The 16424-nt window shown below is 74.9% G+C and carries 15 protein-coding genes and 2 pseudogenes; 9 read left to right on the top strand and 8 right to left on the bottom strand.

The features are described 5' to 3' along the window. A pseudogene (locus ADY01_RS00655) lies at nt 1–428 on the bottom strand (hypothetical protein); the annotation flags it as partial. Between the two features lie 7 nt (nt 429–435). Further along, nucleotides 436–1410, bottom strand: a complete 975-nt coding sequence (locus ADY01_RS00650; RefSeq protein ID WP_049563988.1) for an SMI1/KNR4 family protein — start codon at nt 1408–1410, stop codon at nt 436–438. On the opposite strand from ADY01_RS00650, the pseudogene ADY01_RS41460 reads away from it, so the two are divergent. The 3 genes and pseudogenes from ADY01_RS41460 to ADY01_RS00640 form a co-directional block, all read left to right on the top strand. After that, a pseudogene (locus tag ADY01_RS41460) lies at nt 1374–1919 on the top strand (YwqJ-related putative deaminase); the annotation flags it as partial. The gene ADY01_RS00650 and the pseudogene ADY01_RS41460 sit on opposite strands and share 37 nt — an antisense overlap. Nucleotides 1920–1982: 63 nt before the next feature. Next, a complete protein-coding gene (locus tag ADY01_RS40135) occupies nt 1983–2477 on the top strand; it encodes an SUKH-3 domain-containing protein (protein WP_049564019.1) in 495 nt (164 codons plus the stop codon). Between the two features lie 111 nt (nt 2478–2588). Then, on the top strand, nt 2589–3371 hold the full coding sequence (locus tag ADY01_RS00640; RefSeq protein ID WP_049563985.1) for an SDR family NAD(P)-dependent oxidoreductase: 783 nt from the start codon (nt 2589–2591) through the stop codon (nt 3369–3371). Nucleotides 3372–3393: 22 nt separating this feature from the next. Here the strand turns inward: ADY01_RS00640 and ADY01_RS00635 are convergent, their stop codons facing one another. The 3 genes from ADY01_RS00635 to ADY01_RS00625 are packed head-to-tail and all read right to left on the bottom strand — an operon-like array spanning nt 3394 to nt 6450. Beyond that, on the bottom strand, nt 3394–4425 hold the full coding sequence (locus tag ADY01_RS00635) for a nucleoside triphosphate pyrophosphohydrolase (RefSeq protein WP_049563984.1): 1032 nt from the start codon (nt 4423–4425) through the stop codon (nt 3394–3396). Continuing rightward, nucleotides 4422–5093 carry a SurA N-terminal domain-containing protein gene (locus ADY01_RS00630; RefSeq protein ID WP_049563982.1) on the bottom strand — a complete coding sequence of 224 codons (672 nt, stop codon included), beginning with the start codon at nt 5091–5093 and terminating at the stop codon, nt 4422–4424. Before ADY01_RS00630 ends, ADY01_RS00635 begins: the two co-directional genes overlap by 4 nt. Before the next feature lie 37 nt (nt 5094–5130). Beyond that, nucleotides 5131–6450 carry a DUF6716 putative glycosyltransferase gene (locus tag ADY01_RS00625; protein ID WP_049563979.1) on the bottom strand — a complete coding sequence of 440 codons (1320 nt, stop codon included), beginning with the start codon at nt 6448–6450 and terminating at the stop codon, nt 5131–5133. Between the two features lie 409 nt (nt 6451–6859). Between ADY01_RS00625 and ADY01_RS00620 the strand changes: the two genes are divergently transcribed. Beyond that, nucleotides 6860–7648 (top strand): ABC transporter ATP-binding protein, encoded by a 789-nt coding sequence (locus tag ADY01_RS00620; protein ID WP_049563977.1) that lies wholly within the window; start codon nt 6860–6862, stop codon nt 7646–7648. After that, complete coding sequence (locus ADY01_RS00615) at nt 7645–10209, top strand: ABC transporter permease (protein WP_049563976.1); 2565 nt, start codon at nt 7645–7647, stop codon at nt 10207–10209. Before ADY01_RS00620 ends, ADY01_RS00615 begins: the two co-directional genes overlap by 4 nt. Nucleotides 10210–10288: 79 nt before the next feature. On the opposite strand, the gene otsB is transcribed toward ADY01_RS00615, so the two are convergent. After that, entirely contained in the window at nt 10289–11110 is an 822-nt protein-coding gene (gene otsB / locus ADY01_RS00610; protein WP_049564017.1) for a trehalose-phosphatase, read from the bottom strand. Nucleotides 11111–11120: 10 nt separating this feature from the next. After that, complete coding sequence (locus ADY01_RS00605; protein ID WP_049564015.1) at nt 11121–11339, bottom strand: DUF3263 domain-containing protein; 219 nt, start codon at nt 11337–11339, stop codon at nt 11121–11123. Nucleotides 11340–11452: 113 nt separating this feature from the next. On the opposite strand from ADY01_RS00605, the gene ADY01_RS00600 reads away from it, so the two are divergent. The 4 genes from ADY01_RS00600 to ADY01_RS00585 are packed head-to-tail and all read left to right on the top strand — an operon-like array spanning nt 11453 to nt 15398. Next, nucleotides 11453–12412: an SIS domain-containing protein gene (locus tag ADY01_RS00600; RefSeq protein ID WP_049563973.1), complete on the top strand. Its 960-nt coding sequence runs from the start codon at nt 11453–11455 to the stop codon at nt 12410–12412. A 45-nt stretch (nt 12413–12457) separates the two neighbouring features. Further along, nucleotides 12458–13420 (top strand): ROK family protein, encoded by a 963-nt coding sequence (locus tag ADY01_RS00595; protein WP_234319972.1) that lies wholly within the window; start codon nt 12458–12460, stop codon nt 13418–13420. Further along, nucleotides 13420–14562, top strand: coding sequence for an N-acetylglucosamine-6-phosphate deacetylase (nagA, locus tag ADY01_RS00590; RefSeq protein ID WP_107081592.1), 1143 nt, complete (start codon nt 13420–13422; stop codon nt 14560–14562). Before ADY01_RS00595 ends, nagA begins: the two co-directional genes overlap by 1 nt. After that, nucleotides 14559–15398, top strand: coding sequence for a class II fructose-bisphosphate aldolase (locus tag ADY01_RS00585; protein WP_049563970.1), 840 nt, complete (start codon nt 14559–14561; stop codon nt 15396–15398). The genes nagA and ADY01_RS00585 overlap by 4 nt, the downstream gene beginning before the upstream one ends. A gap of 54 nt (nt 15399–15452) precedes the next feature. On the opposite strand, the gene ADY01_RS00580 is transcribed toward ADY01_RS00585, so the two are convergent. After that, on the bottom strand, nt 15453–16412 hold the full coding sequence (locus tag ADY01_RS00580; protein WP_049563967.1) for a hypothetical protein: 960 nt from the start codon (nt 16410–16412) through the stop codon (nt 15453–15455). Between the last annotated feature and the right edge of the window lie 12 nt (nt 16413–16424).

The following is a 16424-nucleotide window of genomic DNA, read 5'->3' as shown; positions in this document are numbered from 1 at the left end:
GGGGAGGGCTGGGACGGCTGCGGCTGCTGCGGCGAGGGCGCGGCGCCCGGGCCCGAGCGCTGGTCCGGGATCCCGGCCCGGTCCGCGGCCTCCTGGAGCCAGTCGGGCGGCGTCAGCAGGAACGACGTCGCGTTGAGGTCGATCGGCTCGGCGGGCGCCGCCGGCGCGGGCGCGGAGGCGGCCTGGCCGTACGCCTCCTCGTACCGCCGGATCACATCGCCCACCGGCAGGGCGGGCCACAGCGTGGTGTCCCCGCTGTCCCTGGCGATCACCAGCTTCCCGCCGGTCCCGCCGCCGCCCGGGTCCTCGCCCCAGGCGACGAAGCCCAGGTCGAACTCCCGCACCCGCACCTCGCGGGCCGGGGCGTCGGGACCCGGACCGTTCACCCAGCGCTCGGCGCGCTCCTGCGCCTGTGCGAACGTCACCATGGCGCGTTCACCCCTCCACCGGGACGGCGTTCGCGAACCCGCCGTCCACCATCAGATTGGCCACCGTGTCCAGCTCGGGCGGATTGCCCGCCAGCCGCAGCAGGAAGTCGTCGAAGTCGGCGCCGCAGGGGAGCAGCAGCTCCGCGACCCGCTGGGTGACGGCCAGCCCGTCGCGGTCCCTGGCGTCGTCGTACGGGCACATCCACACCGAGCCGGTGTCCTCGCCCTTCACCCTCACCGCCAGGATGCCGCCCTGGACGAACGCGACGCCCAGGTAGTCCTTGGTGAGGTGATCCCGCAGGCACTTGTTGATGTACACGAGGTCGTTGACCGCGGCCTCCTCGCGCAGCGTGAAGAACGGCTGGTCGATCAGCAGGCCCAGCTCCGCGTCCAGCGCCACCCCGGCCGCCGCGCAGCCGCCCGCCGCCTTGAGGAACGAGCGGTACGCCTCGGGCAGCCGGTACCCCAGCTTGTCCTCGGCGGCACGGACCCGGTCGTCACCGACGGCGACCTGGTGCGGAACGCGGAAGTGCACCGGCCTGGTCTCGGCCAGCGGCCGGGTGCCGCGCTTGTTCTGGTCGACGGCCGTGGTCGCCAGGCCGCCGTGGTGGCGCAGCAGCGCCTTGACCTCGACCGGCACCAGTTCGAGGCGCCGCGATCCGGCGACGTGGTGCCAGGTCCAGCCGTGCGGGGTGGCGACGGGGGGCAGGTCGGCCCAGAGCTCGTGTCCCGAGGCATGCAGCGCGGCGTTGGCCGACACGTAGTCGGTCAGGCGGAGTTCGTCGACGCCGAAACCCTCCGGCGGCTCGGCGATCTCCGCGGCGGCTCTCGCATACGGCGAGAAGTCGGGGTAACCGTCCGCGTCGACGCGGACTCCCTGCGGATAGCGAGCCGCCCGCACCGGGTCGGGGAATTGCACGGTCTGTCCGGCATAGGCCCGGTTCGGTGGCGCGGCCTGCTGTCCGAGCCGACCTGTCGTCATGGCGGTGTGCCCCCTGCTATTACGTCACGCTGTCGCCGCACAGCCTATGGGGTGAGCCTGTCGGTGGCACGATCGTCCACGTGATATCGGATACCCACGGCCAGCCGCCGGGCGATCCCCGTCAGCATCGGGGCGCCGGGCCCGTGCCTCCCGTGCTCGTGCGACGCCGCGACGGCATCCTGCCGACCACCGCCGCCGCGCTCTCGCTGCCCGCCAGCGCCCAGGCGCTGACCGGCACCGCGAGCCGCGCCGCCACCGCACCCGACCTCCACCCGGTCGTCGCTGACATCCTCGCCTCGCTCGGCACGGCCCAGCGCGAACGCCACCTCGGCCGCTGCCCCGAGCCCGCCCTCCTCTCCCGGGGCCTCGCCGACGCGGGGGCGCGCACCCCGGACGAGGCGAGGGCCGCGCTCCACGACGCCGGAATCACCACCCGGCACATCCGTGAGGACGGTGATCCCCAGCACGGCGAGTACGCCCCCCACTGCCGCTCGTGCGCGGTACTCCTCGCCAGGCTCGGCGTGCGGTCCATCAGCGCGGGGCCCCCGCCGGCGGCGGGCGGCTCGGACACGCTGGCCACCGGCGGGCCCTGGTCGGTCGGCACCGTCGACCAGGCGCTGGCCGCGGCGGGCTGGCAGCCCGGCCGCCTGCACGCGGCCGAGGCGGAGCGGTGGGCCGACGCCCTCAGCGGCCACCGTTCCCCGCAGGGCCACCCCCACGCGCTCTTCCCCGCGGCGTTCGAGACCTGGGCCGAACTGGGCGGCCTGACGCTCGGGCCCACCGGCCCCGGGCGCGAGTACGCCGCGACGCGGATCGTCATCGACCCGCTGCGCGGCCTGCACTGGGCCCGCACGCTCGGCGACCTCGGCCGCGCCCTCGACACCCAGCTCTGCCCGCTGGGCGAGGAGGGGGGCGGCACGGCGCTGGTGGCGATCGACCGCGAGGGGCGGCTGTACTGCGTCGACCACACCGGCGACTGGTACCTGGGCCCCGACGTGGTCAGCGGACTGGCCACGCTCCTGACCGGCGCGGCGCCGCACCGCCTGGTGGCGCCCGACGGACTCTGACCCGGGCGGACTGCGGCCCGGCGGACTCCGGTCCGGCGGACTCCGGCCCGGTGGAACGTGACGACCGTTTTCCGCCAGCGTTCGCGGCCGGGCCGGACGAGGCTGTCCCGCATGGAGAACACGCACCGGGCGCACCGCGCGCCCGACGACACCGGCACCTCGCTGGCGGGCAAGGCCGCCCTGGTCACGGGCGGCAGCAGGGGCATCGGCGCGGCGGTGGCGGTCCGCCTCGCCGCCGCCGGGGCGGACGTCGCCCTGACCTACCTGGAGAACGAGGACGCCGCCGCGACCGTGGTCGAACGGATCAAGGCCGCGGGCGGCCGGGCGCTCGCGATCCGCGCCGACGCGGCCGACCCGGAGGCGACGGTGGCCGCGGTGGAGGAGGCGGCGGCCTCGTTCGGCCGCCTGGACATCCTGGTGAACAACGCGGGCGCGTTCACCGTCGGCCCGCCGGAGGAGCTGGGGCGCGAGGCGTTCGACCACACGCTGGCCGTCAACGTCCGCACGCCCTACCTCGCCTCGCGCGCCGCCGCACGCCACATGACGGAGGACGGCCGGATCATCAGCATCGGGAGCAACGTCGCCACCCGGACGGCCTTCCCCGGGTTCGCGCTCTACGCGCTGAGCAAGTCGGCGCTGGAGGGGATGACCAAGGGCCTGGCCCGCGACCTCGGCCCCCGGGGCATCACGGTGAACCTCCTCGTCCCCGGCCCCACCGACACCGACAGCAACCCGGCCGACGGCCCGAGCGCCGACACGATCCGCGCCTTCACGGCGCTGGGCGCCTACGCCACGCCCGAGGACATCGCGGCGACCGCCCACCACCTCGCGTCGCCCGCCGCCCGCTCCCTGACCGGCACCTCCGTCCATGTGGACGGAGGCTTCACCGCCTGACCCGCCTGACCCGCCCGGTCCCTCAGACCTGGCCGGCGGCCTCGCCCCGCGCGGCGGGCCGCTGCTCCGGGGAGCGGCCCTCCGCGGAGCGGATCGCCTCGCGGTAGGCGCGGGCCGCGGTGCGCAGGGACGTCTCGGCGTCGATGCCCGCCGCCTCCGCCTCCGCCGCCAGGGCCAGCAGGCGGTAGCCGACGCCCGACCCCGGGTCCGGCAGCGGAACGTCCAAGCCCGCCGCCCTGGCGCGGCCCGCCAGCTTGGCGGCCAGGGCCAGCCCCGGCTGGCCGAGGGGAACGCCGTCCGTCACCGAGCCGCGGCGCTTCTCCGCGGCCTTGGCGCGCCGCCACAGCTCCTTGACGTCCTCCGCCGTCTCCGCCCGCTCGTCGCCGAAGACGTGCGGGTGGCGGTGGACGAGCTTGGTCACGATGCCGCCCGCCACATCGTCGATGTCGAACGGCTCCTCCGCGTCGTCCTCCGCGATCCGCGCGTGGAAGACGACCTGGAGCAGCACGTCGCCCAGCTCCTCGCGCAGCTCGTCCCGGTCGCCCGCCTCGATGGCCTCGACCAGCTCGTACATCTCCTCGATGCCGTAAGGCGCCAGGTCGGCGTGGGTGCGCGGCGACGCCCACGGGCACGCGGCGCGGATCCGGTCCATCACCTGCACCAGGTCCAGCAGGCGCGCCCCCGGCAGGTCGTAGGAGCCGGGCAGCAGCTCCAGTTCGGGCAGGGCCGTCACGCGCCCCGAACCGGCGATCCGCGCCAGACCGTCCGTGAGCGCCGGCTCGCCCTCCGCGCCGGCCAGCACCACGACCGTTCGCCCGCCCTCGCACGCCGCGACCAGCGCCGCCGCGTCACCGAGCAGCGCCGGAGCCGTGGCCGACGTCGCCGCCGTCTCCACGGCGACGCCCGCCTCCTCGACATACGGCAGCTGCGGGTGCGCGGGGTCGCGGCACAGCACCAGGTCCGCGCCGTGCAGCGCCTCCCAGGCGGGCCAGGACAGCAGCCCCGGCGCCACCCGGTGGGTGGTGGTGAGCAGGATGATGCGGCCTGAGGTCACCCGTCGAGCGTAGCGGGCAGCTCGGGCGTCTCGGGGGCCTCGGCGCGCAGCCAGGGGGTGGGGGCGTCCACCAGCGTCAGCTGCTCGGCGTCCCACTCGCCGTAGCGCGGGTTCACGTCGACGCCGACCTCCTCGGCGGTGTCGACCATCAGGCGCGCCATCTCGTCCAGGCCCTGCCCGTCCGGCGTCACGCCGATCCGCTGGGCGATGCCCTGGAAGAGCAGCTGCCCGCGCAGCATGCGGTCGATCTGCGCGTCACCGGCGAGCGGCGTGCTGTTCGGCTGGCGCAGCAGCGCCTGCTCCAGCTCCTCGGGGCCGCCCACGTTCATCTCGGCGTTGGCGCGGGCCTCCTGGATGTCGCGGCGGTTCACGTCGACGCCGATCTCGTCGGCGGCGCGGTCCAGCACCTCGAGGTAGACCAGGAACGCCACCGTGTCCCGGGCCAGGGCGGGGGTGGCCGCGACGAGCTGGTCACCCTCCGGCTGGGCCCGCTGGGCGTCGCGAACGGTCTCGACCTGCGACTGGACCGAGGAGAGCGTGATCTTCTCGTCCCCGACGACGGCCGCGGCACCCGGATGGGCGCCGGTCGAGCAGCCGGTCAGCAGGGGGGCCGCGATCGCGAGCAGGGCGGCGGTGGAGACGGACAGTGCTGATGTGCGGCGCTTCACGGGGCCACTCCCCTGGGCGATCGGGTGGGTCGATCGATCATCTTAAGCGGGCCGGGTCGGCGGTGTCAGCCTGGGCCAGGCGGCGGATGACGGGGGCGACCCGCCGGCGGCCCACCCGGTAGAGGCCGCCCGCCCCGCGCTGGATCAGTTTGCGCACCGCGGTGGGGCTCGCGGGCAGGGCCGAGGGCAGGGGGCGTCCGCTCAGGCCCAGGCCGTGGCGGCTGAGGAGCGACTCCAGGTACTCGGACGCGTTCTGCTGGGTGTAGAAGGGGCGCATCCGCGGCAGGGTGACGCGGGAACGGAGCTGCGCGAACTGGGCGCGCGCCGCCGTGAACGCGTCGCCCCCGCCGAGTCCGTGGGCCGTGGCCCAGGACGCGGAGGCACGCGGTACCAGGCCCTCGTCGAGCTGGACCCAGGAGGCGAGCGCGCCGGACGCGGCGAAGAAGTGGTTGCCGTGGGCCTCGCGTATGCCGTAGTCGGTCAGGATCGCCGTCGGGATGCCGCGGTGGATGGACTCCATGGCGGCCGTCGAACTCACCGTGACCAGCAGGTCGGTGCGGTCCAGGACATCGCCCATGGCGCCGTGCGCCACCGTGAGATTGGGCGGCGGGTCCGGCAGCTCCTCGAAGAGCGTCCGGTAGGGGTAACGCTCCAGGCGGCTGGTCGTCTCGCCGTCGCGCGTGCGCAGCTTGAGCAGCACGTCGCGGTCGGGGTGGCGCCTGGCGTGGCGCTGGAGCTTGTCGAGCATCCCGGCCCTGGCCGCGCGCCCGGCGGGAACGGTCGGCTGCACGGCGAAGCAGACGGTGAACCGGCGGTCTCCCCGGCCGACCGCGGACGGGTCGTACCGCTGGCCGCCGAGGAACGGGAGCCCGGCCTCGACCACGGTGTACGGGTCGGCGCCGACGCCGCGGTAGATCTCGCGGAACAGCGTGGCGTCGTGCGGGCTGTTGGCCAGGACCATGTCCGAGCCGACGCGCAGCAGCAGGCCGTCCACCAGGTTCTCGTAGACGACGCCGACGTAGCCGGAGACGACCACCGGCCGCCGGGAGCCGCCGTCCCAGGCCATCCCCAGGCTGTGGATGAGCGCGAGCGCCGTGCCGCCGATGGTGCCGAGCACCACGAGGTCGGCCTCGGCGAGCGCCGGGTCGTCGAGGAGCTCGCCGTATCCGACGACCTTGCTGGTGTCGGGAACGACGCCGGCCTCGGCGATCTGCCGCTCGGTCGGGGTGGTGCTGGTCTGGAGGAAACGGGCGTCGAGCGCGTGCTTCGGGGCGAGCTGCCGTGCGACCAGCGCCGCCCACTTCCACCGGCTGTCGGAGTCCGCGAGCACGACCGCGCGAGGCACAGCGCTTCCCATCGACTGAGCATCTCCTGGTGATTGAGGGGCGGTTGACGGTGAGGGTGACGGTGAAGCTGACAGCGAGAATGACGGTGAGAGTGACGGCGAGGGCGGGCGATCGCCCGGGGCGCGCGGTGCGTCCCGCGCGGGATGGTTCAGATTACCGTCTGCCTGCGGTTCCGCTCTCCCCGCGGAGGCCCCCACCTGCCGCACCGCGCCCGGCGGTTCGCGCGGCGGGCCCCCGAGGGGTCGCCCTCCCCGGAGGGCGCGGCCGTGCTCCGGGAGGATCCCCTAGGGGCTCGTGCGACTTTCCTCCTACCTCCGGTTCGTCCTCCGGGGCGACGAGGCGGCGGTGGGGGGTCCGTAGTCTTTGGGGCCGAGGGGCACACATGCACGATTCGAGCATCGCAGGATACGAGGAGACGACGTGACGACGGCTGTAGTGAATCCGACGACCGGGGGCAGCGGAGGGCACACAGCCGTAGCCGCACGGGCCGAGGGTGTCGTGAAAGCGTACGGCGCGGGCGAGACGCAGGTCCTCGCCCTGGACAACGTGACCGTGGACATCGAGCGCGGTGGTTTCACGGCGATCATGGGGCCTTCGGGGTCGGGGAAGTCGACGCTGATGCACTGCCTGGCCGGTCTGGACACGGTCACCAGCGGGCGGATATGGGTCGGCGAGACCGAGATCACCGGGCTGAAGGACAAGAAGCTCACCAAGCTGCGGCGCGACAGCATCGGCTTCATCTTCCAGGCGTTCAATCTGCTCCCCACCCTCAACGCCCTGGAGAACATCACCCTCCCCATGGACATCGCCGGCCGCAAGCCGGACAAGGAGTGGCTGGAGCGCGTGGTCACCACCGTCGGCCTGGGCGACCGCCTCAAGCACCGACCGGGCCAGCTCTCCGGCGGCCAGCAGCAGCGCGTCGCCGTCGCCCGCGCCCTCGCCGCCCGGCCCGCGATCATCTTCGGCGACGAACCCACCGGCAACCTCGACTCCCGCGCCGGCGCCGAAGTCCTCGGCTTCCTGCGCCGCTCCGTCGACGACCTCGGCCAGACCATCGTCATGGTCACCCACGACCCCGTCGCCGCCGCCCACGCCGACCGTGTGCTGTATCTGGCGGACGGGCGCGTGGTGGACGACATGTGGCAGCCGACCGCGGACCTGGTCCTGGACCGGATGCGCCGCTTCGACGCCAGGGGCCGTGTGTCATGACCGTGTTCAAGACATCCCTGCGGAGCTTCCTGTCCCACAAGGGGCGGATGCTGCTCTCCGGCGTGGCGATCGTGCTGTCGGTGGCGTTCGTCTGCGGGACGCTGGTGTTCACCGACACGCTGAACACGACGTTCGACAAGTTCTTCGGGTCGACCTCGGCGGATGTGACCGTCGGGCCGCCCGAGGAGGAGGACGCGCAGGAGACCGGGCGCGCGGAGACGCTGCCCGCCTCGCTGGTGGAGGAGGTCAGGGCGGTCGAGGGGGTCGCGTCGGCCGAGGGCGTGGTGTTCGACACCTCGATCACGGTGGTGGACGGCGAGGGCGAGAGCGTGTCCTCGTCGAACGGCGCCCCGACCATCGGCACCGGCTGGGGCCCGGACATGCAGCGTTCGATGGACCTGGCCTCGGGGCGGGAGCCGGGCGGGCCAGGCGAGGCGCTCCTCGACGTGGACACCGCGGAACGGGCGGACGTCGCGATCGGCGACGAGCTGCGGATCATCTCGGTGACGGGCACGCACGAGGTGACCGTGACGGGGCTGGCCGCGTTCCGCACCACCAACCCGGGCGCGCCGCACATCCTGCTCGAACCGGAGGCGGCGCGGACGGCGCTGCTCGGCTCGCCCGACCTGATCACCGGCGTGAACGCGATGGCGGTGGACGGGGTCGCCGACGCGGAGCTCGGGGAGCGGATCGCGGCCGGGATCGGCGCCGACCACGACATCGACACGCGCGCCGACAACGAGGCCGCGATGCAGGACGACGTGGGCGGGTTCCTCGACGTGATGCGGTACGCGATGCTCGGCTTCGCCGGCATCGCGGTGCTGGTGGGCATCTTCCTCATCGTCAACACGTTCTCGATGCTGGTCGCGCAGCGGACGCGCGAGATCGGGCTGATGCGTGCGGTGGGCGCGAGCCGCCGCCAGGTCAACCGGTCGGTGCTGACGGAGGCGCTGCTGCTCGGCGTGGTGGGCTCCGTGGTGGGCGTCGGCGCGGGCGTGGGGCTGGCCGTGGGGCTGATGAAGCTGATGGACTCGGCGGGCATCACGATGAGCACCTCGGATCTGACGGTCGCGGCGAGCACGCCGGTGGCGGGGATCCTGGTGGGCGTGGTGGCCACGGTGGTGGCGGCGTGGCTGCCGGCGCGCCGGGCGAGCAAGGTGTCGCCGATGGCGGCGCTGCGGGACGCGGGCACGCCGGGCGACGGCGCGGCCGGACGCGTCAGGGCGGTCCTCGGGCTGCTGCTGACGGTCACGGGCGGAGCGGCGCTGGTCGCGGCGGCGGCCTCGGAGGAGGCGTCCGACGGGTCGCTGTACCTGGCGCTCGGGCTGCTGCTGACGCTGGTCGGCGCGGTGGTCGTCGGGCCGCTGCTCGCGGCGGGCGTGGTGCGGGTGCTCAGCGCGATCGTGCTGCGGGCGTTCGGCTCGGTGGGCCGGATGGCCGGGCGGAACGCGCGGCGCAACCCGCGGCGGACCGGGGCGACGGCGGGGGCGCTGATGATCGGGCTGGCGCTGGTCGGATCGCTCTCGGTGGTCAGCACGTCGGTGGTGGCGTCGGCCTCGGACGAGCTGGACCGTTCGGTGGGGGCGGACTTCATCGTGGACACGTCGGGGCAGCCGATCACGCCCGAGGCGGCGGAGGCGGTGCGTTCGACGCCGGGTCTGGCCCATGTGACGGACTACACGGGCGTGCAGGTGGAGCTGACGACGGCGGACGGCGCGTCGACCACGGAGGAGATGATCGCGGCGGACCCGACGTACGCGCAGGACCTGCGGGCGCGGACGGTGTCGGGCGAGCTGGCGGCGGCGTACGAGCCGGACCGGCTGTCGGTGGGCGAGACGTTCGCCGAGGAGCACGGCCTCGCGGTGGGCGATGTGCTGACCGCGCGGTTCGTGGGCGGGGACTCGGGGGTCGAGATGACGCTGGGGGCGATCACCTCGGAGGACACGCTGCTCGACCAGGGCGCGATGTACATGGCGATGGACACGGCGCGGGCGCACCTGCCGGAGGAGCGGATGCCGTTGAACTCGGTGATGTTCGCGCAAGCCGAGGAGGGGCAGAAGGACGCGGCCTACGAGGCGCTGAAGGCGAACCTGGCGCCGTTCCCGCAGTACGACGTCTCGGACCAGGCGGACTACAAGCAGTCGCTGGAGGACGAGATCGGGATGCTGCTGAACATCGTGTACGCGCTGCTGGCGCTGGCGATCATCGTGGCGATCCTGGGCGTGGTGAACACGCTGGCGCTGTCGGTGATCGAACGGACCAGGGAGATCGGCCTCATGCGGGCGATCGGCCTGTCGCGGCGGCAGCTGCGGCGGATGGTGCGGCTCGAATCGGTGGTGATCGCGCTGTTCGGCGCGCTGCTCGGACTCGGGCTGGGGCTCGGGTGGGGGGCCGCCGCGCAGCGGGTGCTGGCGCTGGAGGGGTTCGAGGTGCTGGAGGTGCCGTGGGGCACGATCGGGGCGGTGTTCGTGGGGTCCGCGGTGGTGGGCCTGGTGGCGGCGATCGTGCCGGCGTTCCGGGCGGGCCGGATGAACGTGCTGCGGGCGATCGCGACGGAGTGACCGCGGCCGGGGGGCCGCGGCCGGGGGACCGCGGCGGGATGACCCCGGCCGGGGGCCGCGGTGGTCGGGCGAGCGGTGGTCAGGCGAAGTGGTCGGCGAGGGTGGTCAGGAGCGCGGCGATGCCGTGAGGGCCGTCGACGGTCAGGTCGGTCGCCGAGCTCAGCTCCGCCACCTCCGCGCTGCCGCTGCACACTCGCAGGCCCGCCACCCCCGTCTCGCGGAGCGCGGCCACGGCCTCGAACGCCGGAAGGTCGCCCAGGTCGTCGCCGCCGTAGAGCACGGAGGCGGCGTCCGTCTCCCGGGCCAGGGCGGTCAGCGCGGCGCCCTTGTCCATGCCGGGCGGGCGGAGTTCGAGGACGAGGCGGCCCGGTTCGAGCGCCAGTCCGTGCGCCGCGGCCAGCGCGGCCAGCGGCTCGCGGAGGGCGGCGAGCGCGCCCGCGGGGTCGGGGGCGCGGCGGGTGTGGACGGCGAGGGCGTTGCCCTTGTCCTCGATGAACGCGCCCGAGTCCGCTGTCAGGGCCGGGAGTTCGGCGCGGGCGGCGGCGACTCCCGCGTGCGGGGGCGGGGTGTGGAGCTCTCCGGTGGCGGCGTCCCACCGCTCCGCGCCATAGGCGCCGAGGACGGTGAGCCCGGCCAGCTCGGGGTGGCCGTCGAAGCCGCCGAGGCGCGCCGCGACCTGGGCGGGGCGGCCGGTGATGACGGCGACGACCGCGACCCGGCCGGCGACGCGCGCCAGGGCCGGGACGGCGTCGGGGTGAGGGCGGGAGCGCTCGGGGTCGTCGACGATGGGGGCGAGCGTGCCGTCGAAGTCCAGGGCGATCAGCGCCCGTTCCGGCTGGTCGAGGAGTGCGGCGAGTCCGGCGCGGCCGGCGTCCGTCGTGGGTACGGGAAGGCTGCCCATGTACATGACCCTACCGGCGGCGACGGCGGGATGCGCGGACCCTTCTGAGGCGGTTCACGGTGACGGGGTCGTGGGCGAGGGCCCGGGGGTCGTCAAGCAGTGCGTTGAGCAGTTGGTAGTACCGGGTGGGCGACATGCCGAGGCGTTCCCTGATCGCGCGCTCCTTGGCGCCGGGGCCGGGCCAGGAGGCGCGTTCGACCGCGAGGACGGCCCTGTCCCGTTCGGACAGTCCCTCCTCGGACGCGTCGCGCTCCTCGCGTTCCCCGGGCTCCTCGCGCTGATCCCGCTGATCGCGCTGGTCGCCCTCCTCGCCGGTCACCCGGAAAGTCTAGGCTGCGCCTCATGTCTCCCACCGTGCCCGCCGTCCCACCGGCATCCGACCCGTCCCGGGGCTCCCGCACCGCCGCCGAGCTCGCCACCCAGCCGGAGTGCTGGCTGCGGGCCGTCCGCGACCACGCCGACTTCGCCGCCGCGCTGCCCCGGCGGGGCGAGCGGGTGGCGGTCACCGGCTGCGGCACCTCGTGGTTCATGGCGCAGGCGTACGCGGCGCTGCGCGAGGCCGCGGGCGAGGGAAACACGGACGCGTTCGCCGCCTCGGAGTTCCCCGCCGGGCGGGCGTACGACCGGGTGGTGGCGATCACGCGGTCCGGGACCACGACCGAAGTCCTCGATCTGCTGGGCGCGTTGCGCGTGGCGGGCCCCGGGACGCCGCTGGTGGCGCTGACCGCGGATCCGTCCTCGCCGGTGCTGCGGTCGGCGCCGCACGTGGCGGTGCTGGACTACGCGGACGAGACGTCGGTGGTGCAGACCCGGTTCGCGACGACGGCGCTCGCGCTGCTGCGGGCCGGGCTGCCCGGCGGTGAGGCCGCGGTGACGCGAGCGGCCGGGGAGGCGGAGGCGGCCCTGGAGAAGGCGCTGCCCGAGGCGGTCGTGGAGGCGGAGCAGTGGACGTTCCTCGGCCGGGGCTGGTGCTACGGCCTGGCGCAGGAGGCGGCGTTGAAGATGCGCGAGTCGGCGGGGGCGTGGACGGAGGCGTACCCGTCGATGGAGTACCGGCACGGGCCCGTCTCCATCGCGGCGGCCGGGCGCGTGGTGTGGGTGTTCGGTGACGCGCCCCAGGGGCTCGACGCGGAGGTGAGGCGCGCGGGCGCGGTGTTCGCGCCGGGCGCGGGCATCGATCCGATGGCGCGTCTCGTGCTCGCCCAGCGCCTCGCGGTGGCGGTGGCGGGGGCGCGTGGCCTGGACGCCGACCGGCCGCGGAACCTGACGCGTTCGGTGATCCTGTCGGAGCCGACCGTGTAGTGGACTAGACCTGTTCCCCCGTCTGGGGCGAGACTTGCGCCTGTGATGATGCACGAGGACCAGGAACGTTACGTCATCGCCCTTGATGTGGGCGGCACCGTGCTCAAGGGCGCCCTCACCGGCCAGGACAACGAACCGCTGTACCAGGTCCGCCGCGCCACCAGCGGCTCGGGCGACCAGGCGGCCGTGACCGCCGGGGTCCTGGACTTCGCGGCCGAGTTGTACGGAACGGGCCTGGCCCGCTTCGGCCGCCCGCCGTCCGCCGCGGGGGTGGCGGTGCCCGGCATCGTGGACGAGCGGGCCGGGGTCGCCGTCTACTCGGCGAACCTCGGCTGGCGCGATCTGCCGCTGCGGCGGCTGGTGAGCGAACGGCTCGACGGCATCCCGGTGGGGCTCGGCCACGACGTGCGCGCCGGAGGGCTCGCGGAGGGGCGCCTGGGCGCCGGCGCGGGACAGGAGCGTTTCCTGTTCATCGCGCTGGGGACCGGGATCGCCGGGGCCATCGGCATCGGGGGCGCCGTCGATCCGGGGGCGCACGGAGGTGCGGGGGAGATCGGACACGTCGTCGTGCGCCCCGGGGGCACGCGCTGCGGGTGCGGGCAGCAGGGCTGCCTGGAGACCGTGGCCTCGGCCGCGGCCATCGGCCGGGCCTGGGCGGCGGCCTCGGCAACGCCGGGCGCGACCGCCGCCGACGCCGCGCGGGCCGTCGTCGCGGGCGATCCGCGCGCCGAGTCGCTGTGGCGGGAGGCGGTGGACGGCCTGGCCGACGGCCTGCTGACCGCCGTCAGCCTGCTCGACCCGGGGGCGGTGATCGTGGGCGGCGGGCTCGCCGAGGCGGGCGAGACACTGCTCGCGCCCCTGCGCGTGGCGCTCGCCGCCAAGGCCACCTTCCAGCCGCTCCCCACGATCGTTCCGGCGGCGCTCGGCGACGCCGCCGGCTGCCTGGGCGCGGGACTCCTCGCCTGGGACCACTGCAAGCTCCCCATGTCAGCGGAGGTTTCCCCGTGATGAAGCGCACCGTGCTCACCGGCGCGAAGGTGGTGCGGCCCACCGGGGTCGTGGACGGCGGCCGGGTGACGGTCGAGGACGGACGCATCGCCGCCGGGCGCCGGGAGGAGCCCGACCACGCCGAGGTCGTCGACCTGACCGGCCACTGGGTGCTGCCCGGCTTCGTCGACATCCACGTCCACGGCGGGGGCGGCGCCTCGTTCTCCGCGGGCACGGCGGATCAGGCGATGCGGGTCATCGCGACCCACCGGGCGCACGGCACGACCACCATGGTCGCCTCCACGGTCACCGGCGACCTCGGCGATTTGGCCGGGCAGGCGGGCGTGCTCTCCGAACTGGCCGAGCAGGGCGAGCTGGCCGGGATCCACTTCGAGGGCCCGTTCATCTCGCCGCAGCGCTGCGGCGCGCACGAGCCCGCGCTGCTGCGCGACCCCGACCCGGCCGAGGTGCGCAAGCTGATCGACGCGGCGCGCGGCACGGCGCGCATGGTGACGCTCGCGCCCGAACTGCCGGGGGGCATCGACTCGGTGCGGCTGCTGCGGGACGCCGGGGTGATCGCGGCGGTGGGCCACACGGACGCGCCCTACGAGACGGTGGTGGACGCCGTCGAGGCGGGCGCGACCGTGGCGACGCACCTGTTCAACGCGATGCCGCAGCTCGGCCACCGCGCCCCGGGGCCGGTGGCGGCGCTGCTGGAGGACGAACGGGTCACCGTCGAGCTGGTCAACGACGGCACCCATCTGCACCCGTCCGTGCTGGGGCTCGCGTTCCGGCGGGCGGGCGCGGACCGGGTCGCGTTCATCACGGACGCCATGGGCGCGGCCGGGATGGGCGACGGGCTCTACCCGTTGGGCCCCATGGAGGTCGAGGTGAGGGACGGCGTGGCGCGGCTGACGGAGGGGGGCGCCATCGCGGGCTCGACGCTCACCCTGGACCGGGCGTTCCGGCGGGCGGTCACGGTGGACGGGCTGCGGGTGACCGAGGCGGTGGCGGCGCTGTGCTCGACGCCGGCGCGGCTGCTCGGCCTGGGCGACCGGGTCGGCTCGATCGAGGAGGGCAAGGACGCCGACCTGGTGGTGCTCGACGAGGCGTTCGAGGTGACCGGCGTGCTCCGCAAGGGCGAGTGGCTGGTGCGCCCGTGACGCTTGCGCCCGGCGCGAGGCTGCTGGCCGAGGCGCGCGCCGAGGGGCGCGCGCTGGCGGCGTTCAATGTGATCACCCTCGAACACGCCCAGGCGGTGGCGGCGGGAGCGGCGGCGGCCGGGGCGCCCGCCGTGCTCGCCGTCTCGCAGAACGCGGTGGCCCACCACGGCGGGCGCCTCGCCCCGCTGGCCGCCGCGCTGGTCGCGCTGGCGCGGGAGGCACCCGTTCCGCTGGGGCTGCACCTGGACCATGTGACGGACGAGGCGCTTCTGCACGAGGCTCCGGCGGCGGGCTTCGGCTCGGCCATGTTCGACGGCTCGCGGCTGCCCTACGCGGCCAATGTGGCGGCGACGGCGGAGGCGGCGCGCTTCGGGCACCGCCACGGGCTGCTGGTGGAGGCGGAGCTGGGCCGGATCGGCGGCAAGCCGGGCGACGCGCACGCGCCGGGGGTGCGGACGGATCCGGAGGAGGCGGTGGCGTTCGTCGCCGAGACCGGCGTGGACGCGCTGGCCGTCGCGGTGGGCTCCAGCCACGCGATGACGGAGAGGACCGCGGCGCTCGACCACGCGCTGATAGGCAGGCTGCGGGCGGCCGTCGGGGTCCCGCTGGTGCTGCACGGCTCGTCCGGGGTGCCGGACGGGGAGCTGCGGCGGGGGGTGGCGGCCGGGCTCACCAAGATCAACGTGGGGACGGCGCTCAACGCGGCCATGACCGCCGCCGTCCGCGAACGGCTGGCGGCGGATCCCGGCGGCGCCGACCCCCGGCCGTATCTGGCCGCGGGGCGGGCCGCGATGACGGCCGTGGCCGAGCGTTTCCTGCGGGTGCTCGGCGGCTGACGGCGAGCGCCGACCGGGACCCGGGGGCGGGCCCGAGCAGGGGCCCGGCCGGGGTCACTGGTCGCGGTTCTCGCGGATCTCCAGCTTGTTGATGAGGACGTCGCACTGGGCGGTGCAGGTGAACTGCACCGTGTTCGAACCCTCGGCCAGCTCGACGATGTTGTACGTCTCGAACCAGCTGGACTCCCAGGCGCTCTCGCCGCCGTTGTAGTCCCGCAGCTCGACCGGGTCCTCGCGGGGGGTGTTGTTGACCGAGAACGCCATGGTCTGACCGTCCGCGATCGCGGCGTAGCCGGTGTAGAGGCGGTACTGACCGGGCTCGCCCTCGAAGTCGAACGTCCAGGTGACCGTGGAGTTCTGCGTGCCGCCGACGGCGATGTAGGCGCCGTTCTCCGTCTCGGCGCCGGGGACGTCCGAGGCGAACGTGATGCCGCCGCCCAGTTGCACGTCGGTGATGGTGGCGGCGGGCAGGCCCTCGGGCTCGGTCTGCTCGTCCGTGGGCTCGTCCCCCGGGTCGCCGTTCCCTCCGTCGTCCCCGCTGTCCTCGGTCGCCGACGCCGACGGGTCGCCGCCCGCCTCGGAGCCGTCCTCGCCTCCGCTGCTGAAGATGATCGCCGCGCCGACGCCCACCACCACGGCCAGGACGACGGCGATGGCGCCGATCAGCAGCCCGTTGCGCCGGGGCTCGGAGTCCTGCCGGCGGCGGTCGGGCGGGCCCGAGTACGGCGGGCCGCCCGGCTGGGTCTCGGGCGCCGCGTAGTACGCGTCGGGACTCTGCTGGTGGGGCTGACGGGACGGGTGGCCCTGCTGGGCCTGGTGTGTCTGCGTCTGCGGCTGGCGGTACCCCTGCTGCCCGCCGAACGTCCGCTCCCCCACCGGGCGGACCTGATGGTAGGAGGGCTGCCGCGGGGCCGCTTGCGGCTGCGGCTGCCCGGCCTCCGGTCGATAGAGGTATCCGAACGGGTCGTCGCCCTCGTCGGGCGTGCCCCTGCCGCCGGTGTGCCCCGCGCTCATCGGCTTCCGCTC

Origin of the sequence: Streptomyces sp. SBT349 (assembly GCF_001083795.1) — a bacterium.
GTDB lineage: Bacteria > Actinomycetota > Actinomycetes > Streptomycetales > Streptomycetaceae > Streptomyces.
This window is presented reverse-complemented; position numbering and strand designations above follow the sequence as displayed.